The 26,199-nt window shown below is 69.4% G+C and carries 26 protein-coding genes and 1 tRNA gene; 19 read left to right on the top strand and 8 right to left on the bottom strand.

Annotated elements, in window-relative coordinates:
• Positions 1-41 precede the first annotated feature (41 nt).
• Both FB381_RS19020 and FB381_RS19015 read left to right on the top strand, forming a co-directional pair.
• A complete protein-coding gene (locus FB381_RS19020) occupies positions 42-578 on the top strand; it encodes a DinB family protein (RefSeq protein WP_141781725.1) in 537 nt (178 codons plus the stop codon).
• On the top strand, positions 578-1,057 hold the full coding sequence (locus FB381_RS19015; protein WP_141781724.1) for a GNAT family N-acetyltransferase: 480 nt from the start codon (positions 578-580) through the stop codon (positions 1,055-1,057). Before FB381_RS19020 ends, FB381_RS19015 begins: the two co-directional genes overlap by 1 nt.
• Positions 1,058-1,059: 2 nt before the next feature.
• On the opposite strand, the gene msrA is transcribed toward FB381_RS19015, so the two are convergent.
• Positions 1,060-1,713 (bottom strand): peptide-methionine (S)-S-oxide reductase MsrA, encoded by a 654-nt coding sequence (gene msrA, locus FB381_RS19010; protein WP_141781723.1) that lies wholly within the window; start codon positions 1,711-1,713, stop codon positions 1,060-1,062.
• A 103-nt stretch (positions 1,714-1,816) separates the two neighbouring features.
• Between msrA and FB381_RS19005 the strand changes: the two genes are divergently transcribed.
• From FB381_RS19005 to greA, 5 genes are all read left to right on the top strand, one after another.
• Positions 1,817-2,986 (top strand): cystathionine gamma-synthase, encoded by a 1,170-nt coding sequence (locus FB381_RS19005; protein ID WP_141781722.1) that lies wholly within the window; start codon positions 1,817-1,819, stop codon positions 2,984-2,986.
• A complete protein-coding gene (locus tag FB381_RS19000; protein WP_141781721.1) occupies positions 2,973-4,340 on the top strand; it encodes a glutamate mutase L in 1,368 nt (455 codons plus the stop codon). The genes FB381_RS19005 and FB381_RS19000 overlap by 14 nt, the downstream gene beginning before the upstream one ends.
• Before the next feature lie 10 nt (positions 4,341-4,350).
• Positions 4,351-5,826, top strand: a complete 1,476-nt coding sequence (locus FB381_RS18995) for an AI-2E family transporter (RefSeq protein ID WP_246088197.1) — start codon at positions 4,351-4,353, stop codon at positions 5,824-5,826.
• Positions 5,819-7,039, top strand: coding sequence for a threonine ammonia-lyase (gene ilvA / locus FB381_RS18990; protein WP_141781720.1), 1,221 nt, complete (start codon positions 5,819-5,821; stop codon positions 7,037-7,039). The genes FB381_RS18995 and ilvA overlap by 8 nt, the downstream gene beginning before the upstream one ends.
• A 254-nt stretch (positions 7,040-7,293) precedes the next feature.
• Positions 7,294-7,803 (top strand): transcription elongation factor GreA, encoded by a 510-nt coding sequence (gene greA, locus FB381_RS18985; protein ID WP_141781719.1) that lies wholly within the window; start codon positions 7,294-7,296, stop codon positions 7,801-7,803.
• Between the two features lie 20 nt (positions 7,804-7,823).
• Here the strand turns inward: greA and FB381_RS18980 are convergent, their stop codons facing one another.
• Positions 7,824-8,267 (bottom strand): DUF4307 domain-containing protein, encoded by a 444-nt coding sequence (locus FB381_RS18980; protein WP_170225234.1) that lies wholly within the window; start codon positions 8,265-8,267, stop codon positions 7,824-7,826.
• A 128-nt stretch (positions 8,268-8,395) separates the two neighbouring features.
• Here FB381_RS18980 and mca point away from each other — a divergent pair, with 128 nt between their 5' ends.
• Positions 8,396-9,379 carry a mycothiol conjugate amidase Mca gene (gene mca / locus FB381_RS18975; protein WP_141781717.1) on the top strand — a complete coding sequence of 328 codons (984 nt, stop codon included), beginning with the start codon at positions 8,396-8,398 and terminating at the stop codon, positions 9,377-9,379.
• A 45-nt stretch (positions 9,380-9,424) separates the two neighbouring features.
• Positions 9,425-9,700, top strand: a complete 276-nt coding sequence (locus FB381_RS18970; protein ID WP_141781716.1) for a hypothetical protein — start codon at positions 9,425-9,427, stop codon at positions 9,698-9,700.
• Positions 9,701-9,710: 10 nt separating this feature from the next.
• Here FB381_RS18970 and FB381_RS18965 read toward each other — a convergent pair whose 3' ends face one another.
• Positions 9,711-10,283, bottom strand: coding sequence for a TerD family protein (locus FB381_RS18965; protein WP_141781715.1), 573 nt, complete (start codon positions 10,281-10,283; stop codon positions 9,711-9,713).
• A gap of 191 nt (positions 10,284-10,474) precedes the next feature.
• Here FB381_RS18965 and FB381_RS18960 point away from each other — a divergent pair, with 191 nt between their 5' ends.
• Positions 10,475-11,485 carry a TerC family protein gene (locus FB381_RS18960; protein ID WP_141781714.1) on the top strand — a complete coding sequence of 337 codons (1,011 nt, stop codon included), beginning with the start codon at positions 10,475-10,477 and terminating at the stop codon, positions 11,483-11,485.
• On the opposite strand, the gene FB381_RS18955 is transcribed toward FB381_RS18960, so the two are convergent.
• Entirely contained in the window at positions 11,486-12,946 is a 1,461-nt protein-coding gene (locus tag FB381_RS18955; RefSeq protein WP_170225233.1) for a glycoside hydrolase family 5 protein, read from the bottom strand.
• Between the two features lie 301 nt (positions 12,947-13,247).
• On the opposite strand from FB381_RS18955, the gene FB381_RS18950 reads away from it, so the two are divergent.
• Positions 13,248-15,710 carry a phosphoribosyltransferase domain-containing protein gene (locus tag FB381_RS18950; RefSeq protein ID WP_141781712.1) on the top strand — a complete coding sequence of 821 codons (2,463 nt, stop codon included), beginning with the start codon at positions 13,248-13,250 and terminating at the stop codon, positions 15,708-15,710.
• Between the two features lie 8 nt (positions 15,711-15,718).
• The gene (locus tag FB381_RS18945) at positions 15,719-16,558 is read left to right on the top strand and encodes a ribokinase (protein WP_141781711.1); all 840 of its coding nucleotides are present in this window, start codon (positions 15,719-15,721) and stop codon (positions 16,556-16,558) included.
• Here FB381_RS18945 and FB381_RS18940 read toward each other — a convergent pair.
• The 3 genes from FB381_RS18940 to orn form a co-directional block, all read right to left on the bottom strand.
• Positions 16,549-17,439 carry a bifunctional helix-turn-helix transcriptional regulator/GNAT family N-acetyltransferase gene (locus FB381_RS18940; protein WP_141781710.1) on the bottom strand — a complete coding sequence of 297 codons (891 nt, stop codon included), beginning with the start codon at positions 17,437-17,439 and terminating at the stop codon, positions 16,549-16,551. The two genes, FB381_RS18945 and FB381_RS18940, sit on opposite strands and share 10 nt — an antisense overlap.
• Positions 17,440-17,567: 128 nt before the next feature.
• Positions 17,568-17,643: transfer RNA gene (locus FB381_RS18935), tRNA-His, on the bottom strand.
• A gap of 48 nt (positions 17,644-17,691) precedes the next feature.
• A complete protein-coding gene (gene orn, locus FB381_RS18930; RefSeq protein WP_211352593.1) occupies positions 17,692-18,360 on the bottom strand; it encodes an oligoribonuclease in 669 nt (222 codons plus the stop codon).
• 106 nt (positions 18,361-18,466) lie between these two features.
• On the opposite strand from orn, the gene FB381_RS18925 reads away from it, so the two are divergent.
• The 6 genes from FB381_RS18925 (at position 18,467) to FB381_RS18900 (ending at position 24,399) form a co-directional block, all read left to right on the top strand.
• Positions 18,467-19,222, top strand: a complete 756-nt coding sequence (locus FB381_RS18925) for a DsbA family protein (protein ID WP_141781709.1) — start codon at positions 18,467-18,469, stop codon at positions 19,220-19,222.
• 50 nt (positions 19,223-19,272) lie between these two features.
• Positions 19,273-19,689: a limonene-1,2-epoxide hydrolase family protein gene (locus FB381_RS18920; RefSeq protein WP_141781708.1), complete on the top strand. Its 417-nt coding sequence runs from the start codon at positions 19,273-19,275 to the stop codon at positions 19,687-19,689.
• Positions 19,690-19,735: 46 nt separating this feature from the next.
• On the top strand, positions 19,736-21,061 hold the full coding sequence (locus FB381_RS18915; protein ID WP_211352494.1) for an alpha/beta hydrolase family protein: 1,326 nt from the start codon (positions 19,736-19,738) through the stop codon (positions 21,059-21,061).
• 160 nt (positions 21,062-21,221) lie between these two features.
• Positions 21,222-22,496: a quaternary amine ABC transporter ATP-binding protein gene (locus FB381_RS18910; protein WP_141781707.1), complete on the top strand. Its 1,275-nt coding sequence runs from the start codon at positions 21,222-21,224 to the stop codon at positions 22,494-22,496.
• Positions 22,489-23,424, top strand: coding sequence for an ABC transporter permease (locus tag FB381_RS18905; RefSeq protein WP_141781706.1), 936 nt, complete (start codon positions 22,489-22,491; stop codon positions 23,422-23,424). The genes FB381_RS18910 and FB381_RS18905 overlap by 8 nt, the downstream gene beginning before the upstream one ends.
• Before the next feature lie 69 nt (positions 23,425-23,493).
• A complete protein-coding gene (locus tag FB381_RS18900) occupies positions 23,494-24,399 on the top strand; it encodes a glycine betaine ABC transporter substrate-binding protein (RefSeq protein WP_141781705.1) in 906 nt (301 codons plus the stop codon).
• A gap of 70 nt (positions 24,400-24,469) precedes the next feature.
• Here FB381_RS18900 and FB381_RS18895 read toward each other — a convergent pair whose 3' ends face one another.
• On the bottom strand, positions 24,470-25,051 hold the full coding sequence (locus FB381_RS18895; RefSeq protein ID WP_141781704.1) for a dihydrofolate reductase family protein: 582 nt from the start codon (positions 25,049-25,051) through the stop codon (positions 24,470-24,472).
• A 61-nt stretch (positions 25,052-25,112) separates the two neighbouring features.
• Here FB381_RS18895 and FB381_RS18890 point away from each other — a divergent pair, with 61 nt between their 5' ends.
• The gene (locus FB381_RS18890; RefSeq protein WP_141781703.1) at positions 25,113-26,183 is read left to right on the top strand and encodes an NAD(P)H-dependent flavin oxidoreductase; all 1,071 of its coding nucleotides are present in this window, start codon (positions 25,113-25,115) and stop codon (positions 26,181-26,183) included.
• The last annotated feature ends 16 nt before the right edge of the window (positions 26,184-26,199 follow it).

Below are 26,199 nucleotides of genomic sequence, written 5' to 3'. Positions count from 1 at the left end.
TGGATCGCGCGTCTATCTCGGTTGGCTCTACGGTGACGCCCATGACCGAGCCCCTCTTCGAGGACACCCGGCTGCCGTCGGGGGCGCCCTACACCGCCGATGAGACCACGATGCTGCGAGGCTTCCTGGACTTCCACCGCGCCACCCTGCTCAAACAGGTCGAGGGCCTCGACCACGAGCAGTTGAACCGTCCCGTCCCGCCGACCACGATGACCCTCGCGGGCCTGATCAAGCATGTGGCCTCGGCCGAGGACTTCTGGTTCGGCGTACGTCTTCTCGGCCGTGACCCGGTCCCGCCCTGGGACGCGGCACCGCCCGACGATCCGGACTGGGAGTTCCGCAGCGCCGGCGGCGACGACCCCGAGGAGCTCCGTGCGATGCTCCGCGCCGCCGTCGCCCGATCCAACGAGATCGTCGACGCTGCCGCATCGCTCGACCAGGTCGCGGTCGCGAAGAGCCGCACGGGCGAGCCTGTCTCCCTGCGCTGGATCCTGGTCCACATGATCGAGGAGTACGCCCGCCACTGCGGCCACGCCGACCTGATGCGCGAGGCCATCGACGGAAAGAAGGACCTCTGATGCAGATCCGCGAGGCCACCGCTGAGGACTGGCCGCAGATCTACCCGTTCTGGTCCGAGATCGTGGCGGCGGGGGAGACCTACGCCTACCCCGAGGGCCTCTCCTCAGGTGAGGCCAGAGACCTCTGGATGTACGACCACGTGGTCGTCGCCGTGGAGGGCGACGAGATCTTGGGCAGCGCCAAGATGGGCCCCAACCGCCCCGGCCGCGGCAGCCACATCGGCACCGCCTCGTTCATGGTCTCCTCGAACGCCCGCGGCAAGGGTGTCGGCCGGGTCCTGGGCGACTACTGCGTGGCCTGGCACAAGGACAACGGCTTCCACGGCATCCAGTTCAACGCCGTCGTGGAGACCAACACCACCGCCGTACGCCTGTGGCAGTCGCTCGGCTTCGAGATCATCGGCACCGTCCCGGACGCGTTCGACTCCACGGAGCACGGCCGGGTCGGCCTCCACGTGATGTATCTCCCGCTGACCTGACCTCAGGCGGTCGCGGGGAAGGCGATGCCCGTGTTCGCGTGGCAGCGGTAGCCGTTGGGCACACGGTCCAGGTACTGCTGGTGCACGGGCTCGGCGGCGTAGAACGTCGGCACCTCGCGGATCTCGGTGGTGATCTCGCCGTACCCGCGACGGGCGATCTCGTCCCCGTAGACCTTGGTCAGCTCCTCAGCGGTCGCCTTCTGTGCGTCGGAGCCGTAGTAGAGCGCCGAGCGGTACTGCGTACCGACGTCGTTGCCCTGCCGCATCCCCTGGGTCGGGTCGTGGACCTCGAAGAACTTCTTGACGAGCTCGCCGTAGGAGACCACGGCGGGGTCGAAGACGACCCGGACGGCCTCGGTGTGGTTGGTCTGACCGCTGCAGACCTCCTCGTAGGTCGGGTTGGCGGTGGTGCCGCCCTGATACCCGACAGCGGTCGAGTAGACCCCCGGCATCTGCCAGAAGATCTCCTCGGCGCCCCAGAAACAGCCGAGACCGAAGTACGCCACCTCAGCACCCTCCGGGGCGGTCCCGTCCGAGGGGGAGGCGAGCAGAGGAGTGCCGAGGACCCGGTGCTTGGCGGGCAGCTCGAAGAGCGCCTGGTCGCGGCCGGGAAGAGTGCTCTCGGGCGAGAAGAGTCGGGTGGGTCGGCCGAACATGCGGAACCTCCAAGGGTCGGGATTGCTACCAGTCTCCAACACAGTTCGATGCACGAACGTTCCCGGATGGGCCGAGACGTGAGATCGGACGTAGGCTCGGAGCGTGAGCGAGCAGCAGCACCTCGGCAAGGCCGGTTTCGAGACCAAGGCGATCCACGCGGGCTACGAGCCCGACCCGACCACGGGTGCGGTGATCCCGCCGATCTACGCCACCACGACCTACAAGCAGGACGGCGTCGGCGGCCTGCGCAACGGCTATGAGTACAGCCGCTCCGCCAACCCGACGCGCACGGCGCTCGAGGGTGCTCTCGCGGCGGTCGAGAGCGGCGAGAGGGCCTTCGCCTTCGCCTCCGGCCTGGCCGCCGAAGACACGCTGATCCGCAGCCTGATGCGGCCCGGTGACCACATGGTCATCCCCGACGACGCCTACGGCGGCACCCACCGGCTGATCGACAAGGTCGAGAGCCAGTGGGGCATCGCGCACACGCCGGCCCAGGTGGCCGACCCCGACGCCGTCGCCGCCGCGATCCAGCCCGGCAAGACCAAGGTCATCTGGGTCGAGACCCCCACCAACCCGCTGCTCAACATCGCCGACATCGCCGCCCTGGCCACGGTCGCCCACGACGCCGGCGCGCTGCTGGTCGTCGACAACACCTTCGCCAGCCCCTACCTGCAGCAGCCGCTCACCCTCGGCGCCGACGTCGTGGTGCACTCCACGACCAAGTACGTCGGTGGTCACTCCGACGTCGTCGGCGGTGCGGTCGTCGTCAAGGACCTCGAGCTCGCCGACAAGATCGGCTACCTGCAGAACGCCGCCGGCGCGATCGCCGACCCGTTCGGTGCCTGGCTGACCCTGCGCGGCCTCAAGACCCTGGCCGTACGCATGGACCGCCACTGCGACAACGCCGAGCGCATCGCCGACTTCCTGACCTCCCACCCCCAGGTGGGCGAGGTCATCTACCCGGGGCTGGAGACCCACCCCGGCCACACGGTCGCCCAGAAGCAGATGAAGCGGTTCGGCGGGATGGTCTCCTTCCGGGTCACCGGCGGCGAGGCCCAGGCGCTCGCGGTGTGCGAGCGCACCAAGATCTTCACGCTGGGCGAGTCGCTCGGCGGTGTCGAGAGCCTCATCGAGCACCCCGGCAAGATGACCCACGCGAGCGTCGCGGGCACCGACCTCGAGGTGCCGGCCGACCTGGTGCGGCTCTCCGTCGGGATCGAGTACGCCGAGGACCTGGTCGCCGACCTCGAGCAGGCCCTTGACCAGAGCTGAGCCACCACAGAGCGCCGTCTGCGTCGACTTCGGCTCCACCTGGACCAAGGCGCTCCATGTCGACCTCGCCTCGGGCGAGGTGCTCGGCTCCGCGAGCGCCCCGACGTCGCTCGAGGAGGTGATGGAGGCCTACGACGCCTGCCTGACGAGCCTCGCCGAGACCGACCCGCGAGCGACCACGGCCGAGGTGCTCGCCTGCTCCTCGGCCGGCGGTGGCCTCCGGATCGCCGTGGTCGGCAACGAGGAGCTGGTGACCGCGGAGGCCGGGCGGCGCGTCGCGCTCTCCAGCGGCGGCAAGGTGGTCGCGGTGGTCGCGATGGCGTCGGAGGATGCCGCCGGCGACCTGCGCTCCACCCTCGCCGCCACGTCGCCGGACCTGGTGCTGCTCACCGGCGGCACCGACGGCGGCAACCACGACATCGTCCTCGGCGCCGCCCGAGCGCTGGTCGACGCCGGCTGGTCCGGGCCGGTGGTCTACGCCGGCAACCAGCACGCGCGCGACGAGGTCACCGCGGTCCTTGCCGACAACCCGCTGCGCACCTGCGACAACGTCGTGCCCAAGATCGGTGTGCTGGCGCCGCAGAGCGCGCGTGAGGCAGTGCGTGAGATGTTCCTCGAGCATGTGATCGGCGGCAAGGGGCTGAGCAGCCGATCGGAGTTCACCGAGATCGTCCGGGGCGCGACCCCCGACGTCGTGCTCCTCGGTGTCGAGACGCTCGCCGAGGTGCTCGGCGAGGACGTCGTCGTGGTCGACGTCGGCGGCGCCACCACCGACGTGCACAGCGTCGTACGCCCCGACCCCGAGGCCGAGCACGTGCGTGAGGAGGTCGTCGCGGTCACCCCGGTGACCCGCACCGTCGAGGGCGATCTCGGGATGCGTTGGTCGGCGCCTACGACCCTCGCGGCGGCCGAGCATGCCGACCCGAGCCTCGCCGAGTCGGATCTATCCGCCGACGTCGAGCACCGCCGCAACCACCCCGACTGGATCCCGGCCACCGAGCAGGACAAGGACACCGACGAGCTGCTCGCGAGGATCGCGGTCTCCACCGCTCTCCAGCGCCACGCCGGACGGTCTCGGGTCGTGCTCTCGCCGAGCGGGAAGGTCATCGAGCGCACCGGCACCGACCTGCGCCGCGTGGGCGTCGTGATCGGCTCCGGCGGCGTACTCAGGCATGGTCGTCCGGGCGTCGAGGAGCGGGTGATGCGCTGGTCGGTGAGAGGCGGCTGGCAGCTACCGGGCGAGTCCGTACGCAGCGTCGACAGCGACTACGTGCTCGCGGCCGTCGGCCTGCTCGCGCGCGCCCATCCGGCAACTGCCCGACACCTGGCCACGCACTTGACACCTTCCCGGTAGCCTCTCTCAGGTGACGGATCAGGGGGACGCTCCCGGCGGCGACGAGTCGACCGCGACAGGGAGGTTCGAGCGGATGACAGGCGCGATCAAGCGCAGCAGGGAGGAGCGCAGCGCCCAGCGGCGCGCGCAGCGCCACGCCCAGGAAGAGGCCGACGCACGCGAGTCCGCCGAGGTGGCCAAGGAGGCCGCCGCTGAGGCCCGTGAGTCGGCGGAGAGCTTCGCGCTGCGCCTGGTCAACCAGTTCGAGCGGCTGCGGGAGGAGCGCCAGGAGCAGCTGGCCGCCCCCGAGCCGGTGGCCGCACCGAAGCCGGTGAGCCGCACCGACGTGCCCTACGGCGTCGAGCTGGCCGCCCAGTGGGGCTGGCGGTTCCTGGTCATCGTGGCCGCCGGGTTCATCATCGTGCGAGCCCTCGGCATCATCAGCATCGTCGTGATCCCGCTGGTGATCGCGCTGCTGATCGCGGCTCTGGTCTCGCCGGTCGTCAACGGCCTGGCCCGGATCGGCCTCAAACGCAGCATCTCCGCGCTCTTCGTGGTGATCGGGGTGCTCGTGGTCATCATCGCCATGCTGAGCTTCGCCGGCACCCAGGTGGCCAACGGCTTCACCGACCTGGCCGGCCAGACCGTCAAGGCGCTCGACGAGATCCGCGACTGGCTGATCAACGGGCCGTTCAACGCGAGCGAGACCCAGATCGACACCTGGCTCAACACCGTGCAGACCACGGTGGAGGAGTGGGCGGCGGCCTATGCGGCCAACCCGTTCTCCCGCGTCAGCGAGGTCGGAGGGGTGGCGCTCGACGTCTTCGCTGGGCTGTTCATCGTGCTCTTCTCGACCTACTTCTTCTGCGCCGAGGGCGAGCGGATCTGGGGCTGGCTCGTGCGGCTCGCCCCGCGCGCAGCACGCAGCCGGATGGACAGCTCGGGCCGCGTCGCGTGGGTCTCCCTGACCCAGTTCACCCGAGCCACCGTCATCGTCGCCGCGGTCGACGCGGTCGGCATCATGATCATCGCCGCCGCGCTGCAGGTGCCGTTCGTGGTGGCGATCGGCGTGCTCGTCTTCCTGAGCTCCTTCGTGCCGCTGGTCGGCGCCACCGTCGCCGGTGCGGTGGCCGTGCTGGTGGCGCTGGTCTCGCAGGGCCCGCTGACGGCGCTGCTGATGCTCGGCGGCGTGATCCTCGTGCAGCAGCTCGAGGCGCACGGTCTGCAGCCGTTCCTGCTCGGCCGCTGGGTGCGGGTGCACCCGCTCGGCGTCATTCTCTCGGTGGCCACCGGCATCGTGCTCGGCGGTGTCGCCGGCGCGCTCGTGGCCGTGCCTCTCGTGGCCGCCCTCAACGCCGTGGCCAACCACCTCAACGCCGCTCCGGTGCCTGCGCCGGCCGCCGACAACCGTGCGGGGCTTCGACCCGACGGTCCGTCCACCCCACCCCCGTCGGGCCCGCCTCCGTCGAGCCCGCCCCCACCGAGCCCAGGAGCAGACGGTGCCTGAGAAGACCCTTCAGCCGACCTACGACGACATCGTCGAGGCCCGTGAGCTGCTTCGCGGCCAGATCACCGAGACCCCGGTCCAGGGGTCGCGCTGGCTCAGCGACATCGTCGGCGACACGGTCATCCTCAAGTGCGAGAACCTGCAACGTACGGGCTCCTTCAAGGCTCGAGGCGCGTTCGTACGCATCGCCCGACTCTCCGAGGAACAGCGGAAGAACGGTGTGGTGGCCGCCAGCGCGGGCAACCACGCACAGGGCGTCGCGCTGGCGGCGCGCACCCTCGGCATCCCCGCGACGGTGTTCATGCCCGAGGGCGCGCCGATCCCGAAGGAGAAGGCCACCCGTGCCTACGGCGCGGACGTGATCTTCGAGGGACAGTACGTCGACCAGTGCCTCGAAGCGGCCCTGGCCTTCGCCGAGCGCACCGGTGCGGTGATGATCCACCCCTTCGACCACAGCGACGTCGTCGCTGGTCAGGGCACGATCGGGCTCGAGATCCTCGAGCAGGCGCCCGAGGTCAAGACGGTCGTCATCCCGCTCGGCGGCGGCGGCCTGCTGGCCGGTGCGGCGCTCGCGATCAAGGAGAAGCACCCCGACGTGAAGATCATCGGTGTGCAGGCGGAGACCGCTGCCGCCTATCCCGTCTCGCTGCGGGAGGGCCGGCCGATCCGCCTCGACAAGATGCCGACGATGGCCGACGGCATCGCGGTCGGGCTGCCGGGGGAGACCAACTTCCCGATGATCCAGTCCTACGTCGACGAGATCCGCACGGTCTCCGAAGAGGCCATCTCGGGCGCGCTGCTGTCGTTGGCCGAGCGCGCCAAGCTGGTCGTCGAGCCGGCCGGCGCCGTCGGCGTGGCAGCGCTGATGGACACGCCCGAGGCCTTCGAGGGGCCCGTCGTCGTGGTGCTCTCGGGTGGCAACATCGACCCGCTGCTGCTCGGCAAGGTCATCCAGCATGGCATGACGCTGGCAGGTCGCTATCTGCCGGTCGCGGTCACGATCCCCGACGAGCCGGGCGCTCTGGCCACGCTGCTGGCGGTGGTCGGCGGCACCGGTGCCAACGTCATGGAGGTGGTGCACTCGCGCACCAACCCCGGACTGAGGCTGGCTGAGGTCGGCGTCCACCTTCAGCTCGAGACCCGTGGTCAGACCCACGCCGAGCGTGTTCTCGAGGAGCTGCGCGGCAAGGGCTACCCGGCGACCACGGCCTGATCAGCCCCCGAACTGAGCCCGGGTCTGCCCCGGGTCTGCCCCGGCGTGCCGGTGGCCGGTCCAGAGGGCGGAATAGGCAACGTTTCGGTCGCGGACTGTCCCCGGGTGTGGTTGCCTTGTTAAACTGAAAGTTCTGACAATCTCCCTCAGGACGTCAAACGGGTGAAGTATGCCCACACCGCGGGGGAGAGAAGGCGCCGGTGATCGAGATTGCCGGCGCCCCTTACTTATTCACTACCCATCAGGAGCAACCCATGACGCAGTCGACCGAGACCACCTCTGCCACGATCTGGCTGAGCAAGGGCGCGTTCGAGAAGCTGACCGCGGAGTTGGAATACCTGAAGGGCCCTCGCCGCCAGGAGGTCCTCGCCGAGATCACCGCCGCGCGCGACGAGGGCGACCTCAAGGAGAACGGCGGCTACCACGCCGCTCGTGAGGAGCAGGGCAAGCTCGAGGGTCAGATCCAGCAGCTCGAGGCGCTCCTGCAGAAGGCCGACTCGACCGTGCCCGAAGACGACAACATCGTCTCGGTCGGCAAGCTGGTCACGTTCAAGTTCGAGGGCGATGACGACGACGAGGCCGAGACCCGCCTCATCGCCTCCATCGAGATGAAGGACTACGCGGGCGGCATCGAGATCTCCTCGGCCGCGTCCCCGGTCGGCGAGGCCCTCATCGGTGCCGGCGTCGGCGACGCGGTGACCTACGAGGGGCCCCGCGGCCCGCTCAAGGTCGAGATCTTGAAGATCGAGGTCTTCACCGCCTAGCAGCGCGGGTGGCTGCGCGGTCAGTCGACCGTGCAGTCACCCCACTCGACACGCAGCGCACGGCGCTCGGTCGGGATGGTCACCGTCTGGCGACCCTCGTGGGCGGTGAACTCGAGGTGACCGACCTTCTCCTCCTTGTCGTCCTCGGCCTCGACGGAGCAGACCGGCTTCGCGTCCTTGTCGTGGAGGCGTACGACGAAGGTCACCTCGACCTCGTTCTCGCTGGTCGCCTCCCACTTCTCCAGCCCGGAGGAGACCTGGGGGTGCAGGGCCGCCCACAGCGCCCAGCCGAACCAGCCGACGATCGCGACCACGGCGACGGCCAGAGCCACGATGAGCACCCCCGGCCGCCGGCGCGGGCCACGGCCGTAGCGGCTCGCGATGCGGCGCTCCTCTGATCCAGCCTCGGAATTCACGGCTTCGGGCCCCGCTTCGGCAGATGACGGCGTGCTCACGTACGACATGGTCCCATCCCTGCTGTGACGACCGCACATCCGTCCCTCGGAGCCACCACCGGGCTACCAGCAAAGATGTCCGCGGACTGGGAGCGGGTAACCGAAACGTGAGACGGAGCGAGGATAGAATCGAACTCATGCCAGATCAGCTCCAGCAGGCGTTCCGTCTGATGCACGTGCACGCCCACCCCGACGACGAGTCGAGCAAGGGCGCAGGGATCACCGCGAAGTACGTCGCCGAGGGCGTGGACGTCCACGTCGCGACCTGCACCGGTGGTGAACGAGGAGACATCCTCAACCCGAAGATGGACCGTCCCGGGATCCTGGAGAACATCCACGAGATCCGTCGCGAGGAGATGCACCGCGCCCGCGACATCCTCGGCATCAAGCAGGACTGGCTCGGCTTCGTCGACTCCGGCTGGGTCGAGGAGTTCATGCAGGCCGACATGGCCGCCAAGGACTGGTCGCTGCTCCCCGAAGGCTGCTTCGGCCGCACCCCGCTCGAGGTGAGCACGCGTCGGCTCGTCGAGATCATCCGTGCCTTCCGGCCGCACGTGGTCACGACCTACGACGAGAACGGCGGCTACCCGCACCCCGACCACATCATGTGCCACCGGGTCTCGGTGGAGGCCTTCGCGGCCGCCGGCGACCCCGACCGGTTCCCCGACGCCGGGGAACCGTGGCAGCCGCTGAAGCTCTACTACAGCCACACCTTCAACTTCCCGCGGATGATCGCCCTGCACGAGACGCTGAAGCGCCACGGGCTCAGCTCGCCCTACGAAGAGCGCCTGGAGACCTGGAAGCGTCCGGCCGGCTGGGACGAGCGGGTCACCACGAAGGTCGAGTGCGCCGACTACTTCGGCGTACGTGACCAGGCGCTGCTCGCGCACGCGACCCAGATCGACCCCGACGGATCGTGGTTCGCGGTGCCGCGCGAGATCGAGAAGGAGGCCTGGCCGACCGAGGACTTCGAGCTGGTCACCTCCTACGTGCCGGTGCCCGAGGCCGAGCGGCGCGAGGAGACCGACCTGTTCGACGGGCTCGACGTCTCCACCGCCGACGACGAGGGCAAGGCCGCCGTCGGGCGTGAGATCAGCTACGGCCAGGTCGTCACCGCCTGAGCCGCCGCCTGGGTGTGTCTCAGGTAGGGGTGAGACAATGCCCCTATGTCCGGCCTCCCGATGACGACGCAGTCACTTCACACCTCCCAGCCCGCCCCCGAGCCCACTCCTCCGCAGGACAAGGACATCGTGGCCGGCTGGACCGCCTTCGCGATCTTCATCGCTCTCTGCGTCGCTGTCGCGCTGATCGGCTGGAGCCTGCTGCGCCAGTTCAAGAAGGTCGAGAAGGCGAAGGCCGAGGGCGTCTTCGGCGAGGAGGCCAAGGCCGAGGCGATCGCCACGCAGGCCGCCAAGGACGAGATCAAGCGGGCCAAGCGCTAGCTCGGAACCGTCAGAGCGTCGGCGCGATCGCCGGCAACAGGTCCTGGAACGTACGCCCGTTGCCGATCGCGCCGATGGCGGTCATCGCCCAGCCGTGCCCGTCGCGGCTGACCTTGGCCATGATCTCCGCGGTGTGCGGTCCTGACTGGCTCAGATCGAAGCGGGCGATCTCGGTGTGGGTGCTCTCGTCGACGAGACGGCAGAACGCGTTCTGGATCTGGGCGAAGCTCTGCCCGGTGAACGAGTTGATCGTGAAGACGATCTGAGCGACCTCGGCGGGCAGCCGGTCGAGCTGGACGACGATCGACTCGTCGTCGCCGTCACCGGCTCCGGTGCGGTTGTCGCCGGTGTGCACCACGGATCCGTCCTTCGACCTGAGCTGGCGGAACCACGCCTGGTCGATGTGGGAGCCGGCGGCGTCGTAGAGGATCGCGGAGGCGTCCATGTCGACGTCGGCGCCGCGGAGCCCGCCGAAGAAGCCGTGGCGGACCGCGTCCCACCCCAGCGCCATCCGCACGTGCGTCATGCTCTCCTCACCCGAGGTGAGCGAGACCGACTGCCCCTTGGCGAGCGAGGTGGACATCAGATCCTCCGAAGACTGGGACGACACGGGGCCGGGACGACACGGGGCTGGGACGACGCAGGGACAGAACAACCCTAGATTATCGACGCGACGACCTCGAGGGCACTGCGCTTCGAAGGTTTAGCCCTCGGTCGCCTAATCTTCCCCATGAGAACAACCGCTCTGCCTTCACGACCAAAAGGAGTCCCTCCGTGGACGTCTCTCCACTCATCTGGTGGTTGACCATCGGCCTGGCCAGTGCCGTGCTGCTCGTCGACGTACTCGTCATCGGCCGACGGCCGCACGAGCCGTCGCGTCGCGAGCTGATCGTCGCGCTGGGTCTCTACATCGGTCTGGCAGTGCTGTTCGGCATCGGTGTCTACGTGTTCTCCGGCCCGAAGTACGGCACGGAGTTCTTCGCGGGCTGGCTGACGGAGTATTCGCTCTCGGTCGACAACCTGTTCATCTTCATCATCATCATGTCGAAGTTCTCCGTGCCACGGCGCTATCAGCAGAAGGCGCTGCTCATCGGCATCATCTTGGCGCTGGTCTTCCGCGGCATCTTCATCGGTGTCGGCGCGGCCGCGATCAACAACTTCAGCTGGGTCTTCTACCTGTTCGGTGCGTTCCTCATCTACACCGCGGTCAAGCTCGCGCTCGAGGGTGGCGAGGACGAGGACGACTTCGAGGAGCCGGCCATCGTGCGGTTCCTCTCCGGGCGCATCCCGCTCACCTCGGAGTTCAACAGCGCCAAGATGTTCATCCGTGAGAACGGCAAGCGGATGGCGACCCCGATGTTCATCGTCATCTGCGCGCTGGGCACCACCGACCTGCTCTTCGCGCTCGACTCGATCCCGGCGATCTACGGCCTGACCAACGAGGCCTACCTGGTGCTGACCGCCAACATCTTCGCGCTGATGGGTCTGCGTCAGCTCTACTTCCTCATCGGCGACCTGCTCGAGCGCCTGGTCTACCTGTCCTACGGCCTGGCCATCCTGCTCGGCTTCATCGGGGTCAAGCTCGTCTTCCACGCGCTGCACGAGAACGAGCTGCCCTTCATCAACGGCGGCCACCACGTCGGGTGGGCGCCCGAGATCTCCATCGGCGTCTCGCTGAGCGTCATCATCGGCATCCTGGCGATCACCACCGTGCTGAGCCTGCTGAAGTCGCGCAGCATGTCGGAGACCGAGCGCGACGACGCCACCGGCCCCCGCAACATGTGACTACTTGATCGTGACCGTGACCTGGTCGGAGCCGTCCGGCTCCACCAGGATCCGGTGGTGGTCGGCGGTGCCGACGACCTTGCCACCGTCGACGAAGATGTCGGGCCCGTCGGGGTAGTGGAGCGGGCTGACGAAGATCTCGGTCGGCTCCTCGATGTCGGTGGCCGGCTCGTAGGTGTAGCTGAACGCGCCGGTGTCGGGGTCGAAGGAGAGGTCGACCGGGGTGCCGGCCGTGGCCTGCGGATAGGTGCGGACCAACGTACGCAGCTTGTCGGGTTTCACGGTCGAGAGGTCGGCGTCGTCGGTGAACATGCCCTGGGCGCCGTCGGCGGTCGTCGGGTCGCCCCAGTGCTTGTAGGCCCAGTGCATCCAGGAGGCGAAGCTGTCGTCGGCGGCTGCGGTGTCGATGGTGAGCAGCTCGGTGTTGTCGGTCGCGCCGAACTCGGAGAGCAGGCTGGTGCCGTTCATCTTCTCGGCCTGGTCGAGCGCTGCCTGGTTGTGGGTCGCGGCATAGCTCTTGCACTGGCCGACGCCGACCGGGATGCCCTGGGAGTCGAGGTAGCCGAAGGGGCAGTAGCTGTGCCAGGAGAAGCCGACCTGGTCCTCGCCCGCGACCGGGCCGAAGTAGGACTTCCCGGTCTGGTTGGCCAGCACCTCCGGCTCGAACCAGCCGATCCCGTCCGGGTCGGACTTCCGGATGGCCGCCAACGCCTTCTCGTACGCCGGCTGCATCTCCTTCGCATAGGTGCTCCGGCAGCCGGTCAGCGGGCAGGTGACCCACTCACGCCCCGACCACGGCTCGTTCATCAGGTCGTAGCCCATCGAGTAGGGCTGGTCGCCCCACCGCTGCGCCACCGCGCCCCACGCGGCCGCCCAGCCGTCGAGGAGGCCGCCGCGGTTGGCGAAGAAGTGGTCGTAGACCGTCGCCAGTTCGGGGGTGATGTAACCGGCGGGGAACGGCAGCTTGATCGGCGGATGCAGGTTGTAGGGCGCCGGGCGCTTCGCCGCCCAGTCGGGCACGCCCTCGCCGCCGTAGGTCTCGTGCCACATGTCCTGGTGGAAGTCGTACTGCATCCAGATGCCCTCGTCGGCGAGCAGGTCGATCACCCGCTGCCAGTCGTCGAGATAGTCCTCGTCGACCTCGCCGGGCGCCTCCGGGGTCACGCCCGCCCACAGGGTGCCGATCCGGGCGCCGTTGAAGCCGTGCTCCGCCAGCCACTCCGCGTCCTGCTCGGTGAAGCCCTCGGGGGAGTCGGGCGGCACGTACGGATCGTGCTTCCAGACGAGGTTCTGGCCGTGCACCAGCACGACGCGGCCGTGCTGGTCGACCAGCCAGCGCCCTTCTCGCGACAGCGCCGGTGTCCGGTCGTCCGGCGCGGGCTCCGTCTTCGGCTCTGTCGGTTCCGTCGCTTCGGCAGCGGCGGCCGGTAGCGAGCCACCGAGGGCGGCGAGTGTCGCCACGAGGACGAGGAGACGGCGGGTTCCCGAGCGGCGAGGCATACCCCAGAACCTATGGGCACCTCGCCGCCAGGCACAAGAACATGTTCTATTTTTGGGACCGATGTCCCGCTCGGGACGACGGCAGAACAGAACAGGTGGGTCACAGGCGGTGGTCAAACCGGTGAATAAGGGCCAACATGGGACGCGACAACGTGGACTGGCTCACGATCAGGGATGTCTCGGAGCATCCCAACCGTGTGCACCTGGGTGGGGTACGTACGGTTGAGCCAGGTCCGAGGCATAGGGGGATGGGGTCACACAGGTGAGAGACGAATCGAACGGCTGGTCAGGCAACTGGGTGGCCGAGCGTCTGGGCGTGCGTCTGCGCACCACCGAGGCGCCGAACGGCATGATGCTCACCGACATGGTCGGCCTCGCCGTACGCCGCAACCCCCGTCGCGCACAGCTTCTCGTCTCCTCCGTCCTCGGTAAGCACGTCCCCACCGATCCGCGCCTGGTGACCGAGGCCGGACACCGCCTGGGCGCGAAGGCGCGCGCAGCCGTGACGGGCAACGCCGTGGTGCTCGGCTATGCCGAGACCGCGACCGCCCTCGGCCACCTGGTCGCCGACGCGGTCGGTGCCCCGTATCTGCACTCCACCCGTCGCGTCGTCGACGGCATCGAGTCCGTCGGTGACTTCGAGGAGACCCACTCGGTGGCGAGCTCCCACCAGCTGCTGCCCTCCGACCCGGGCTTCCTCGGCCGAGCCGAGACGCTCGTGCTCGTCGACGACGAGCTCACGACCGGCAAGACGGTGCTCACCACGCTCCGCACGCTGCACAGGAAGTTCCCGCGCAAGCACTACGTCGTGGCGACGCTCATCGATCTGCGCTCGGCCGACCATCGCGCCAAGATGGAGCGATCGGTCAAGCGGCTGGGCGCGAGCCTGAGCGTCGTCTCCCTCGCCACGGGCGAGATCGACCTTCCCGACAATCTCGCCGACCACGGCAACCGGCTCATCGACACCGTGGAGAACCTGCGACAGCTGGCCGGTGTCGACCACGCCGAGCGCCCCCGCGGAGACGTCGTGCAGGTCGTGGCGACGTGGCCGCGAGCCGTGCCCGAGGGTGGCCGCCACGGCTTCTCGGTCAGCGGCTCCATCTACGAGTCGGCCGTCACGGTGACCGCGGCGGCCGTGGCCGGGCGCATCCCAGACGGCCCGGTGCACGTCCTCGGCACCGAGGAGCTGATGTACGCCCCGTTGCGGATCGCCTCCGCGCTGGCCGACCGGCGTGCGGCCGAGGGGCGTCGCCACGAGATCACCTTCTCGACCACCACGCGCTCGCCGGTGCTCGAGGTCGACGACCCGGGATACGCGATCCGCACCGCGCTCAGCTTCCCCGCCCATGACGCCCCTGCCGCGGGTGATGTCGACGGCGCCGACGGTGCCGACGACGACACTGCCGACGAGGGTGGCCGGCGGTATGCCTACAACCTGCGCGAGGGGGCGTACGCCGCGATCGTGCTCGTCGTCGACGAGCCTGCCGACACTCCGGCCCTGCACGAGAAGGGCGGGCTGGTCGACCAGCTGGCCCGGATCTCGCCGCGGGTGGTGGTCGTGACCATCCCGGCCCACAAGCCGGAGCCTCGCCACGACCAGCCGGCCCGGCAGCTGCCGGCGCCGCTGCGTGGTCCCGCCTTCAGCTCCTACGAGCGCGACGACGTCGCCTGGCTGCTCAAGGATCTCTCCGGCGCCGACCCCGAGACCGCCGCGGGGCCGCTGCCGGTCGAGGGGCAGCCCGACGAGGCCCATCAGGAGCTCTTCGCCACCGCGCTGAGCGGTTCGGCCGAGCGGGTCGCCTACGCCGTCGGCCTGGTCACCGAGCAGGTGCTCGCGCGGCGCGGGCCGGACGCGGTGCTGGTCTCGCTGGCGCGCACGGGCACCCCGATCGGTGTGCTGATGCGGCGTTGGGCCCAACGGGTGCACGGGCTCGACCTGCCCCACTACGCGCTCTCCATCGTGCCCGGTCGTGGCGTCGACGAGACCGCGCTGGCCTATCTGGCCGCTCACCACGACCCTGCCCACGTGATGTTCGTCGACGGCTGGACCGGCAAGGGCGCGATCGCCCGCGAGCTGGCCTCCTCGGTGGAGAAGGCCAACGCGACGCTGCACGCCCATCTCTCCTCGCCGTTCTCTCCGGAGCTCGCCGTGCTGGCCGACCCGGGTCGCGCGGTCTCGACCTACGGCACCCGCGACGACTTCCTGATCCCGGCGGCCTGCCTGAACGCGACGGTGGCGGGGCTGGTCTCTCAGACGATCATCGACGACGACCTGACCGGCCCCAACGACTTCCACGGCGCGATGTTCTACCCCGACCTCGCGTCGGCAGACGTGTCGAAGAAGTTCATCGACATGATCGCGGCGCGGTTCCCGATCGTGCGCACCCGGATCATGCGTGACATCGATGCCCATCTCGGCGGTGACCACACCGCCACCTGGGCCGGCTGGGACGCCGTCGAGACGCTCGCCGAGAAGTTCGGGGTCGGCGACCTCGACCACCTCAAGCCCGGAGTGGGAGCCACCACCTGGATGCTGCTGCACGGCGAGCTCTCGAAGATCCTGGTCAACCCCGCGCGCGACGCCGACGTCGCGCACGTCAAGAGGCTCGCCCAGGAGCGCGGCGTGCCGGTGGAGCGGGTCACCGACCTGCCCTACGCGTGCGTCGGGCTGGTCCGGTCAGCAGGCGTGCAGGGCGGGGCCGTCGCCGTGAGCAAGGGTGCTTGACTGAGCCGGTGACCTCACGCCCACCTCACGACCTGGTCGTCGTCGGAAGCATCAACGTCGATCTGACCGCGACCATCGAACGGCTCCCTCGAGCCGGGGAGACCGTCGCCGGTGGGCGGCTGCGCCGCGACGTCGGCGGGAAGGGCGCCAACCAGGCCGTCGCCGCGAGCCGGCTGGGCGCCCGGGTGCGGATGGTCGGAGCTGTCGGCGACGACGCTGACGGGGCCTGGGCGCTCGAGACGATCCGGGCAGCGGGGGTCGATGTCGGCGGCGTACGCAGCCTCGGCTCGGCCACCGGCACGGCCCTGATCGCGGTCGACGCGGCGGGGGAGAACCAGATCGTGGTCTGCGGCGGCGCCAACGCCGACGTGGTCGCCGACGGCGTGGAGATCAGTGGGTCGGAGGCCGTGCTGATGCAGCTCGAGCTGCCGATCGAGGTAGTCGCGGCCGTCGCCGCGAGCGCACCCGGTCTCGTGGTGGTCAACGCAGCCCCGGCCGCCGCGATCGCGCCGGAGCTGATCGAGCGGGTCGACCTGTTCATCGTCAACGAGGCCGAGCAGGCCGCGATGCCCGAGCTGCGGGCGGCCGAGCGGGTGGCGGTGACCTACGGGGCGCAGGGCGCCGCGATGTTCGTCCGCGGCGAGGAGACCGCCCGGGTGCCGGCGCCCCGCGCAGACGTGGTCAGCTCCGTGGGGGCCGGCGATGCCTTCTCGGCGGCGCTGACGCTCGCGCTGATGGCGTCGACGCCCGACGAGCAGGCGCTGCGTACGGCCTGCGCGGTCGGGGCGGCGGCGGTGGGCCACCCGAGCGCCCAGCCGCCGCTGGGCCGGTTGGAGACCTACGCCTGAGTCAGCGACTTGGCGAAGAAGTGGGTGGCGTGCGGGTTGTCGTTGTAGCGCTCGACGCGCTCGTAGCCGGCGCGCTCATACATCGAGATCGCCTCGGTGAGCACGTCGCGGGTGTCGAGGCGTACGACCTGGTGGCCCAGTCGCAGCGCCTCGGCCTCGAGGTGGCGGAGCAGCCGGGAGCCGAGGCCGGCGCCGCGCCAGCTCGGGTCGACCCACATGCGCTTGATCTCACCGGTGCCGTCGAAGTCGCGCACCGCACCGGAGGCGACCGGGGCGCCGTCGCTGGCGGCGACGAAGAAGGCTCCGTGGGGCGGGCGCAGCGAGGGGTCGTCGCCGAAGCCTTCGTCGCCGACGGTGAACCCGAAGCGGTCGCCGATCTCGGCGAAGTAGCGGCCCATCGCCTCCTGGGCGATCGGGTCGCGCGGGTCTACCGGATCGATCGTGATGGTGGCGGCCCGCACGAGCAGGTCGGCGGTGGCCAGCGCCTCGTTGAGCCGGTCGCGCTGGCGCTGGGTAAGCGGGTCGAGCAGCTGCAGCGCGCGATCCTCGGAGCGCTTGTCGAGGTCGTCGGCGGCGGCCCTGCCGTCGCCGGTCAGCTCGACCGTACGCCGCCGGCCGTCGGCCGGGTCGGACCGCATCGTGACGTAGCCGTTGCCCTCGAGCGCTCGCAGGATCCGGCTGACATAGCCGGAGTCGAGGCCGCCGAGCCGCATCCGCAGCTCCTGGACGGTGGGCGCGCCCGGTGCGCTGAGGGCGATCTCGTGGAGCATCCGGGCGTGGCCGTAGGGGAGGCCGCTGCCGAGGAAGGACTCCTCGAGGGCTCCGACGCGGCGTACGTAGCTGCGGTTGAAGGCTCGCATCACAGAGGTGTCAGCGCTCATATACCTGACTTTAGTCAGGTAATCGTCGAAACCCAAGGGAGAGCCGCGAGATGAGACCGCTGGAAAGACGACTCCCGAAAGGGCGCCGAAAACGACGAACGGCCCGTCCTCTCGGACGGGCCGTTCAATGGGGTGAACGACGGGGCTTGAACCCGCGACCCTCGCGACCACAACGCGATGCTCTACCAACTGAGCTACGCCCACCATCGGCCCGCACAGCGCATGTCCGAGCCAGCAAGAATTATAGGGGAGTCAGGCTGGATCCGTGGAATCGGGGGTGTCTGCCGGGTCGCCCAGACCGGTGATCGAGGCGCCGTGGCGAGAGGCGATCTCCTTGGCCACATCCGACTCGGGGCCGGGCATCGGCACGAAGACCGCCTCGCGGTAGTAGCGCAGCTCCTCGATCGACTCCTGGATGTCTGCCAGCGCACGGTGGTTGCCGCGCTTGGGAGGGGAGGCGAAGTAGGCCCGTGGGAACCAGCGTCGGGAGAGCTCCTTGATCGAGGAGACGTCGACGTTGCGGTAGTGCAGGAAGCCCTCGAGCTCGGGCATGTCGCGAGCGAGGAAGTTGCGGTCGGTGGCCACGGTGTTGCCGCCCAGCGGCGGGCGGGAGTCCTTGCCGCAGTGCTCCCAGATGTAGGCGAGCACCTGCTCCTCGGCCTCACGCATCGTCACGCCGTTCTCCAGTTCGACCAGGAGCCCCGACTTGATGTGCATGTTGCGTACGAAGTCGTCCATCTGCTCCAGCGCCTCGGCCGGGGGCTTGATGATGATGTCGACCCCGTCGCCGAGCACGTTGAGATCGAAGTCGGTGACCAGGGCTGCGACCTCGATGAGCGCATCGTTCTCGAGGGACAACCCGGTCATCTCGCAGTCGATCCAGACCAGACGTTCTTTCAGAGAAGCCACGCAGAGCACCATAACGCCGCTGATCCGCGGGCTCGTGACGGGCACGGCGACGATGCGATAACGGTTGCCCGGGCGTGGTTTCAGGCTGTCCTCAGGTGATGCGCCTAGGTTTGCCTGCATGAGCACGGATTCGACGGGTGGACCCTCGCGCAACGAGCGGCGTCAGGCGCGTGCCGCCAAGGCTGCCGCTGAGCTGGAGGCGATGCGCAAGAAGCGCGCCCGCCGATCGATCCTCACCGTCGCGGGGATCGTCGCCGTCATCGCGATCATCATCGCGCTGCTCGTCGTGTTCAGCCTGAACCGATCCAGCGACAGCAAGGTCGACGTCGAGGCCAGCAGCAGCGACCACGGGCTCGTCGTCGGACCCGACGACGCCAAGCACAAGGTCGTCATCTACGAAGACTTCCTCTGCCCCTACTGCGGCGACTTCGAGGCCGCCACCCGCGACGACCTCGCCGAGCTCGCCGCCGAGGGCAAGGTGCAGGTCGACTACCGCCCGTTCGTGCTCCTCAACCAGGCCGGGCCCTACTCCGAGCTCGCCACCTCCGCCTTCGCCGTCGTGCAGGAGAAGTCGGGTGACAAGGTCGCCAAGGAGTTCCACGACCTGCTCTACGAGAACCAGCCCGCAGAGACCGGTCCGTTCCCCAAGGCTCCCGAGCTCGTCGACCTCGCGGTCGAGGCCGGTGCCGAGGAGTCGGCGGTCAAGGACGGCATCACCAAGCTCGCCGGTAAGCCGTGGGCCGAGGCTGCCACCAAGGCCGCCGCCGACGACGGGGTCCAGGGCACGCCGACCGTCATCCTCGACGGCAAGCAGTTCCAGGAGGGCAACACCGTCGAGGAGTACGCCGCCAACCTGGTCAAGAAGGTCTCCTGATCCTCTGTGGTCGATCCCTGGGGATCGTCGATCGGCGATAGCGTGAGGGCATGAACGAGATCGAGCTCGTCGAACAGTTCCTGGCCGCCCTCGAGCGGGGCGACATCGAGGGCGCGCTGGCGTTGTGCGCCGACGACGTCAGCTACCGCAACGTGCCGCTCCCGCCGGCGCGCGGACAGGGCGAGGTCGGTCGTCAGCTCCGCCTGATGGACCGATACACCACCGGCTTCGAGGCGCGGATGATCAACATCGCCGCCAACGGGCCGGTCGTGATGACCGAGCGGATCGACGTGCTCCGGCGCGGCACGGTCGCCGTGGAGTTCTGGGTGTGCGGCATCTTCGAGGTGCGCGACGGCGAGATCGTGCTCTGGCGCGACTACTTCGACTGGACCACGTTCGTCGCGGCCGGGGTCAAGGGGGCCGGGCGAGCCGCGATCGGGGCGATCCAGCGGGCCGTCGGGCGCTGAGCCGTTCCTGAGACGGAGGCTGCGAGATGGCTTTACTCTCACAGACATGCCTCGTGCGTCAGCCGCCGTCCTCGCCCTCCTCCTGACCGCCACCGCCCTGGTCGCCTCGACCGGCCAGGCTCACGCCGACCCCGAGCCGCCCGGAGACCAGCCGCTGCCGGGCTACACGATCAGCAACCCACCGCTCGCGCCGATCGTCGTCGACGGCCACGAGACCTCGGTGCGCCAGGGGGTGCGCGAGCACGCTGCCTACATCCTCGAGGTGCCGGAGCACTGGAACGGCGAGCTGGTGATGTGGGCCCACGGCTACCGGGGCAACAGCTACGAGCTCTACCCCGAGACCCCGGGGTTCGAGCTGCGGCGTACGTTCCTGGAGCAGGGGTACGCCTGGGCGGCCTCGAGCTACTCGACCAACGGCTACGACGTGGGCGCCGGGGTGCGCTCGACCCAGGATCTGGCGACGTACGCCACCTCGGTGCTGCCGCACCGCGCGACCCGCACCTACGTCACCGGCGTGTCCATGGGCGGGCACGTGATCGCGCGCTCGCTGGAGCAGTATCCGGGCCTCTACGACGGCGCGCTCCCGATGTGCGGGCAGCTGGGCGACGTGGAGCTCTTCGACTACTTCCTCGACTACAACCTCGCCGCGCAGACGCTGGCCCGCCACGACGCCTATCCCTATCCCGCCGACTATCAAGACGTCGACGTGCCGCTGATCAAGGACCGGCTCGGGCTCGACGGCGCCCTCACCCCCGAGGGTGAACAGCTGCGCGCGCTGACGATCGAGCGCAGCGGCGGCCAGCGCCCCGGCGTGGAGGCGGCCTTCGAGCTCTGGAAGGACTACCTGTTCACGTTCGGTCTCGCCGACGACGGTGGCACCCTGGGCTTCAACATCGGCCGGGTCGCGAGCAACCGCGACTCCGTCTACACCCCGAACACGCCCGTCGACCTCGACGCCGAGATCGAGCGGGCCGACGCGGCCGACCCGGCCGCACGGAACAGCCGCCGGCTCAACGAGCCGTCCAGGATCGCCGGGCGTCCGACCGCGCCCGTGGTCAGCCTGCACAACCTCGGCGACATCTTCGTGCCCTACTCCCTCGAGCAGAGCTATGCCCGCAAGGCCGCCCGCCACCATCGCAGCGACCTGCTCGTGCAGCGCGGGATCCGCTCGGCCGACCATTGCGAGTTCAGCCCCGCCGAGGCCTCTGCCGCGTGGAACGACCTCGTCGACTGGGTCGAGCACGGCGACCGGCCCGCCGGCGACGACGTCCTCGACCCCGCGGCCGTCGCCGACGCCGACCACGGCTGCGCGTTCACCGACGCTGCTGCGTACGGCACCGGCACGCGAGGCCTCTACGAGCCGTGTCCGTGAGAGGCTCTCGGCACCGGAGGGACGATCCAGGTACGATCTGGTAACAGAAACAGGATCAGTTTGCGTACGCCGGTACGACTGTGATCGGCTGATCGACGGTCCACTTCCGCTCGGGCGAGTGGCACAACAGAAGATTCACCCGCCGAGATGAGGGGGCTCTGTGCCGGCTATCGAGGCGCACAACCTTTACAAATTGTTCGGTCGCAAGGCTCGCGATGGCGTCAGACGCCTCGAGGCCGGCGCCGACACCGCCGAGCTGAAGAAGGCGGGGCTGACCCCCGCGGTCGTCGATGCGTCGTTCTCCGTGGAGGAGGGCGAGATCTTCGTCGTCATGGGTCTGTCCGGATCCGGCAAGTCGACGCTGATCCGCATGATCAACGGCCTGCACCCGCCGACGTCGGGGCACGTCGAGGTCTACGGTGAGAACCTCACCGCCGCCTCCGGGAAGAGCCTGCGCCGACTGCGCCGCGAGCGCATCAGCATGGTCTTCCAGCACTTCGCGCTCTTCCCGCACCGCACCGTGCTCGACAACGCGGCGTACGGCCTGGAGACCCAGGGCGTCGGCAAGGAGGAGCGTCGACGGCGTGCCCACGATGCTCTGGAGATGTCGGGGCTGACCGGATGGGACGACCACCTGCCGAGCGAGCTGTCCGGTGGCATGCAGCAGCGCGTGGGCCTGGCCCGTGCGCTCGCCGCCGACACCGACATCCTGCTGATGGACGAGGCGTTCAGCGCGCTGGACCCGCTGATCCGCCGCGACATGCAGGATCAGCTGATCGAGCTCCAGCAGAAGCTGGGCAAGACGATCCTGTTCATCACCCACGACCTCAACGAGGCGATGCGGATCGGTGACCGGATCGCGATGATGCGCAACGGACGCATCGTGCAGATCGGCACGGCCGAGGAGATCCTCACCGACCCGGCCAACGACTACGTCGCCCAGTTCGTCGCCGACGTCGACCGCACCCGCGTGCTGACGGCGTCCTCGGTCATGGTGCCGCCCGTCGCCGTTCTCGGCGCGGAGCAGGGCCCGCGGGTCGCCCACAAGCTGATGCGCGAGCACCAGATCCCGGCGATGTTCGTCGTCGGGCGCGACCGCACCCTGAAGGGCTACGTCACCGAGAGCGACGTCGGCAACAACCTCGACAAGGCCGACCTCGCCGACCTGCTCACACCTGTCCCGGAGGCCGCCACCGTCTCGGCCGACACCACGATCTCCGACCTGTTCGGGCCGGCCGCCGAGTCACCGTCCATCGCCGTGCTCGACGACGAGCAGCGCCTGGTCGGCGTGATCCCGCGGATCACCCTGCTCTCGGCGCTCGGAGCGTACGCCGAGGTGGAGGCCAACGCCGGTTCAGGCGGCGGAGGCGGCGTGGATGGCGCGGACGGCGTAGACGGTGTAGACGGCGTAGACAAGGAGGCTGTCGATGCTTGAGATTCTCAACCCGCTGGTGGCCGTGCCGACCGTGCCGGCCGGCGAGAAGGTCGACGAGGCGTTCGACTGGCTGAAGACCAACTTCGATCTGTTCTTCGACGCCGTCGGTGACGGCATCGAGAGCTCGGTCGAGGGCATGCACGACATCCTCATGGTGCCGGACCCGCTGATCGTCACGGTGCTGCTCGGCCTGCTGGCCTGGCTGGTGCGCGACTGGAAGCTCGGGGTCGGCACGGTCATCGGGTTCGTCGCCATCCAGGCTCTCGGCGAGATGTGGGAGCCGGCGATGTGGACGCTCTCCCAGATCCTGCTCGCCGCTGTGATCGCTCTCGTGATCGGTGTGCCAGTCGGGATCGCATCCGCCCGGTCGGCCACAGCGAGCCGGGTCGTACGCCCGGTGATGGACTTCCTGCAGACGATGCCCGGCCTGGTGTGGCTGGTGCCGATGATCGGTCTGTTCGGCATCGGCAACGCGGCGGCGATCGTCGCCACGGTGATCTTCGCGATCGCGCCGTCGGTGCGGCTCACCGAGCTCGGCATCCGGCAGGTCGAGAGCGAGGTCGTGGAGGCCGGGCAGGCGTTCGGCGCCACCTCGCGCGCGATCTTGAAGAACATCCAGCTGCCGCTGGCGATGCCCACCGTGATGGCCGGCGTCAACCAGGTGATCATGCTGGCCCTGTCGATGGCGGTCATCGCCGGCATGGTCGGTGCCGACGGCCTCGGCAAGGAGGTCACCGGCGCGCTGGCCCAGGCCAACGTCGCCCAGGGCTTCGACGCCGGTTTCGCCATCGTGATCCTGGCGATCTTCCTCGACCGGCTCACCGCATCGGTCGGCTCGCGCCGACCCGGTCATGGCCGGATCAAGGAGCTGCGCGAGCGGTTCTCCCCGAAGCCGAAGCCTCACGAGAAGACGACGGCGGCCGCCTGACCCCAACAACTCAAGAACTCTCGGGACCGTGAGCACCTGTGGTGCTTCACCCCAATGGAAGGAAGTTAGATGTTTGGCACGACAACCAAGCGAATCGCCACCATGGCTGTGGCGGCCGGCCTGGGTCTGAGCCTGGCGGCTTGCGGGTCCGACAGCGGCAGCGGCGGTGACGAGGGCAAGGGCACCGTCACCCTCGGGATCATCCCGTCGTGGACCGACGGGCTGAGCACCGCTCTCCTGTGGGAGAACGTCCTCGAGGACAAGGGATACGACGTCGAGATCAAGGAGCTCAGCGAGGCCGGCCCGCTCTACGAAGGCCTGGCCGGTGGCGACATCGACGTCTACCCCTCCGCGTGGCCGCAGGTCACCCACAAGGCCTACATGGAGGACCACGGCGACGACCTCGAAGACCTCGGCTCCTACTACGACAACGCCAAGCTCACCCTGGCGGTGCCGGAGTACTCCAAGCTGAAGTCGATCGAGGACCTCATCGGCAAGTCCGGCGACTACGACGGCAAGATCGTCGGCATCGAGCAGGGCGCCGGCCTCACCGCCGCCGTGCAGGACAAGGTCATCCCCGACTACAAGCTGGACAAGGACGGCTGGGAGCTCCAGACCTCCTCGACGAACGCCATGACCACGGCGCTCGGCGACGCCGTCGACGCCAAGGAGGACATCGTCGTCACGCTGTGGCGTCCGTTCTGGGCCAACGCCCAGTTCGGCATGCGCGACCTCGAGGACCCGAAGGGCTCGCTCGGCGAGCCGGAGACCCTCAACGAGGTCGCCAACAAGGACTTCAGCGGCGAGTTCCCCGAGGTGGCCGAGATGATGGGCAAGGCCAAGCTCGACGACGAGCAGTACGGCGCCCTCGAGAAGGGTGTCGTCGACGCAGGTGACGACGAGGACGCTCAGCGCGAAGCCGTCGCGGCCTGGATCAAGGACCACCAGGACTGGGTCGACGGCCTCGGCGGCTGAACCTGACCCTGACCCGACAGCGCCCGCTCCTCCGATCGGAGGGCGGGCGCTGTCGGGTTGTCGCGGACGGTCAGCGCACGACGTCGTAGACGACCTTGATGATGCCGTTGGCGTACGTCTCCGACTCGACGACCTTCAACCGCTGCTTGTCCTTGTCGGTCTCGCTCCACATCCGCTTGCCGGCGCCCAGGACGACGGGGAAGACCAGCAGGTGGTAGCGGTCGATCAGGCCGGCGTCGGAGAGGTTGCGGGCGAGCTCGGCGCTGCCGGCGACGAGGATCGGACCGCCGTCACCCTCCTTGAGCGCCTTGACGTCGTCGAACGACCGCAGGACGGTCTGCGGGCCCCAGCCCTCGACGAGGGCGTCGTCGCCGAGGGTCGTGGAGACGACGTACTTCGGGATCTCCTTGATCGCCGCGAACTCCTCGATGCCCGGCCAGATCGGCCCGAACGCCTCATAGCTGCGCCGGCCGAACATCATCGCGCCGGCCTCCTCCATCTCGCTGCCCTTGATCGCGTAGGCATCCGGCAGGAACTCGATGTCCTGGAAGGTCCAGCCGCCGCTGCGGTGCGGCTCGGAGGCGATGCCGCCGCCGGGGGAGTCGACGACGCCGTCGATCGAGACGAAGGCGGAGTAGATGAGTGTGCGCATGGCTCGATCCTGCACGGCCCGGCCGAGGGACGCCAGTGGTTTCGGGGCTACCGTTGCCGGCGTGACTGCTCGACGACGTGCCCAGGAGTTCTGCGAGGCGTACGGCCTCTCGATGCCGATCCTTCAGGCGCCGATGGCGGGAGCGTGCCCGCCCGCGCTGGCGGCCGCGGTCGCCGGTGCCGGAGGCATGGGGGCGGCCGGGGTGGTGCTGGACGCTCCGGAGAAGATCTCGACGTGGGTGAGAGAGTTCCGGTCGCGGTCGGAGGGGCCGTTCCAGCTGAACATGTGGATCCCCGACCCGGTCGACGACGACCCCGCCAAGATCGCCGCAGCGCAGGGATTCCTGCGCGGCTTCGGTGAGCCGGGGCCGGAGCAGCCGCCCGGGCCGTCGTTCGAGGAGCAGTGCGAGGCGATGCTGGAGGCTCGGCCGCGGGTGATCTCCTCGATCATGGGACTCTTCTCGCCGGCGTACGTCGACCGCCTGCACGAGGCCGGGATCGCCTGGTTCGCGTGCGCGACGACACTGGCCGAGGCACAGGCCGCGCAGGCGGCGGGCGCCGACGCGATCGTCGCGCAGGGGCTGGAAGCAGGCGGTCACCGAGGCGTCTTCGAGCCCGACGCGGCCGAGAGTACGTCGGTGGGGCTGCTCGCGCTGCTGCCGCACATCGTCGACGGCGTCGACCTGCCGGTGGTCGCGACGGGCGGGATCGCCGACGGGCGGGGAGTCGCCGCGGCGCTGACCCTCGGGGCAAGCGCCGTGCAGGTCGGGACCGCGCTGCTGCGCTCGCCGGAGACAGGCATCGCCGAGACCTGGGCGGCGTCGCTGGAGGGTCTCGCGCCGGAGGACACGGTCACGACCCGGGCCTACTCCGGCCGCCTCGGACGCGCTGCTCCCACGGCCTATGTGCGGAGCTGGGACGCACCCGATGCGCCGACGCCCGCGCCCTATCCGCACCAGCGTCGGCTGGTCGGGCAGTGGCGCAAGGGCACGCCCGCCCCGGCCGCCGAGGTGGCCGTGGACCGCGGCAACCACTGGGCCGGCCAGGCGGCCGCGCGGGCGGCCGCCGAACCGGCGGCCGACGTCGTGACGCGGATGTGGAGCCAGGCGCAGACTCTGCTGCCGTCGCGATGAGGGCGGGTGTAGAACG

Origin of the sequence: Nocardioides albertanoniae (genome assembly GCF_006716315.1) — a bacterium.
GTDB lineage: Bacteria > Actinomycetota > Actinomycetes > Propionibacteriales > Nocardioidaceae > Nocardioides > Nocardioides albertanoniae.
The sequence above is the reverse complement of the archived record's forward strand: the minus strand, read 5'-3'. Positions and strand labels throughout refer to the sequence as shown.

Excerpts from the sequence above, each read along its gene's own strand:
- FB381_RS18895 (WP_141781704.1), bottom strand. The coding sequence starts at position 25,051 with ATGCGCACACTCATCTACTCCGCCTTCGTCTCGATCGACGGCGTCGTC.
- FB381_RS18900 (WP_141781705.1), top strand. The coding sequence starts at position 23,494 with ATGTTTGGCACGACAACCAAGCGAATCGCCACCATGGCTGTGGCGGCC.
- msrA (WP_141781723.1), bottom strand. The coding sequence starts at position 1,713 with ATGTTCGGCCGACCCACCCGACTCTTCTCGCCCGAGAGCACTCTTCCC.
- orn (WP_211352593.1), bottom strand. The coding sequence starts at position 18,360 with ATGGTGCTCTGCGTGGCTTCTCTGAAAGAACGTCTGGTCTGGATCGAC.
- FB381_RS18920 (WP_141781708.1), top strand. The coding sequence starts at position 19,273 with ATGAACGAGATCGAGCTCGTCGAACAGTTCCTGGCCGCCCTCGAGCGG.
- mca (WP_141781717.1), top strand. The coding sequence starts at position 8,396 with ATGCCAGATCAGCTCCAGCAGGCGTTCCGTCTGATGCACGTGCACGCC.
- FB381_RS18980 (WP_170225234.1), bottom strand. The coding sequence starts at position 8,267 with ATGTCGTACGTGAGCACGCCGTCATCTGCCGAAGCGGGGCCCGAAGCC.
- FB381_RS18965 (WP_141781715.1), bottom strand. The coding sequence starts at position 10,283 with ATGTCCACCTCGCTCGCCAAGGGGCAGTCGGTCTCGCTCACCTCGGGT.
- greA (WP_141781719.1), top strand. The coding sequence starts at position 7,294 with ATGACGCAGTCGACCGAGACCACCTCTGCCACGATCTGGCTGAGCAAG.
- FB381_RS19015 (WP_141781724.1), top strand. The coding sequence starts at position 578 with ATGCAGATCCGCGAGGCCACCGCTGAGGACTGGCCGCAGATCTACCCG.
- FB381_RS18905 (WP_141781706.1), top strand. The coding sequence starts at position 22,489 with ATGCTTGAGATTCTCAACCCGCTGGTGGCCGTGCCGACCGTGCCGGCC.
- FB381_RS18940 (WP_141781710.1), bottom strand. The coding sequence starts at position 17,439 with ATGAGCGCTGACACCTCTGTGATGCGAGCCTTCAACCGCAGCTACGTA.
- FB381_RS18970 (WP_141781716.1), top strand. The coding sequence starts at position 9,425 with ATGTCCGGCCTCCCGATGACGACGCAGTCACTTCACACCTCCCAGCCC.
- FB381_RS19020 (WP_141781725.1), top strand. The coding sequence starts at position 42 with ATGACCGAGCCCCTCTTCGAGGACACCCGGCTGCCGTCGGGGGCGCCC.
- FB381_RS18925 (WP_141781709.1), top strand. The coding sequence starts at position 18,467 with ATGAGCACGGATTCGACGGGTGGACCCTCGCGCAACGAGCGGCGTCAG.
- FB381_RS18915 (WP_211352494.1), top strand. The coding sequence starts at position 19,736 with ATGCCTCGTGCGTCAGCCGCCGTCCTCGCCCTCCTCCTGACCGCCACC.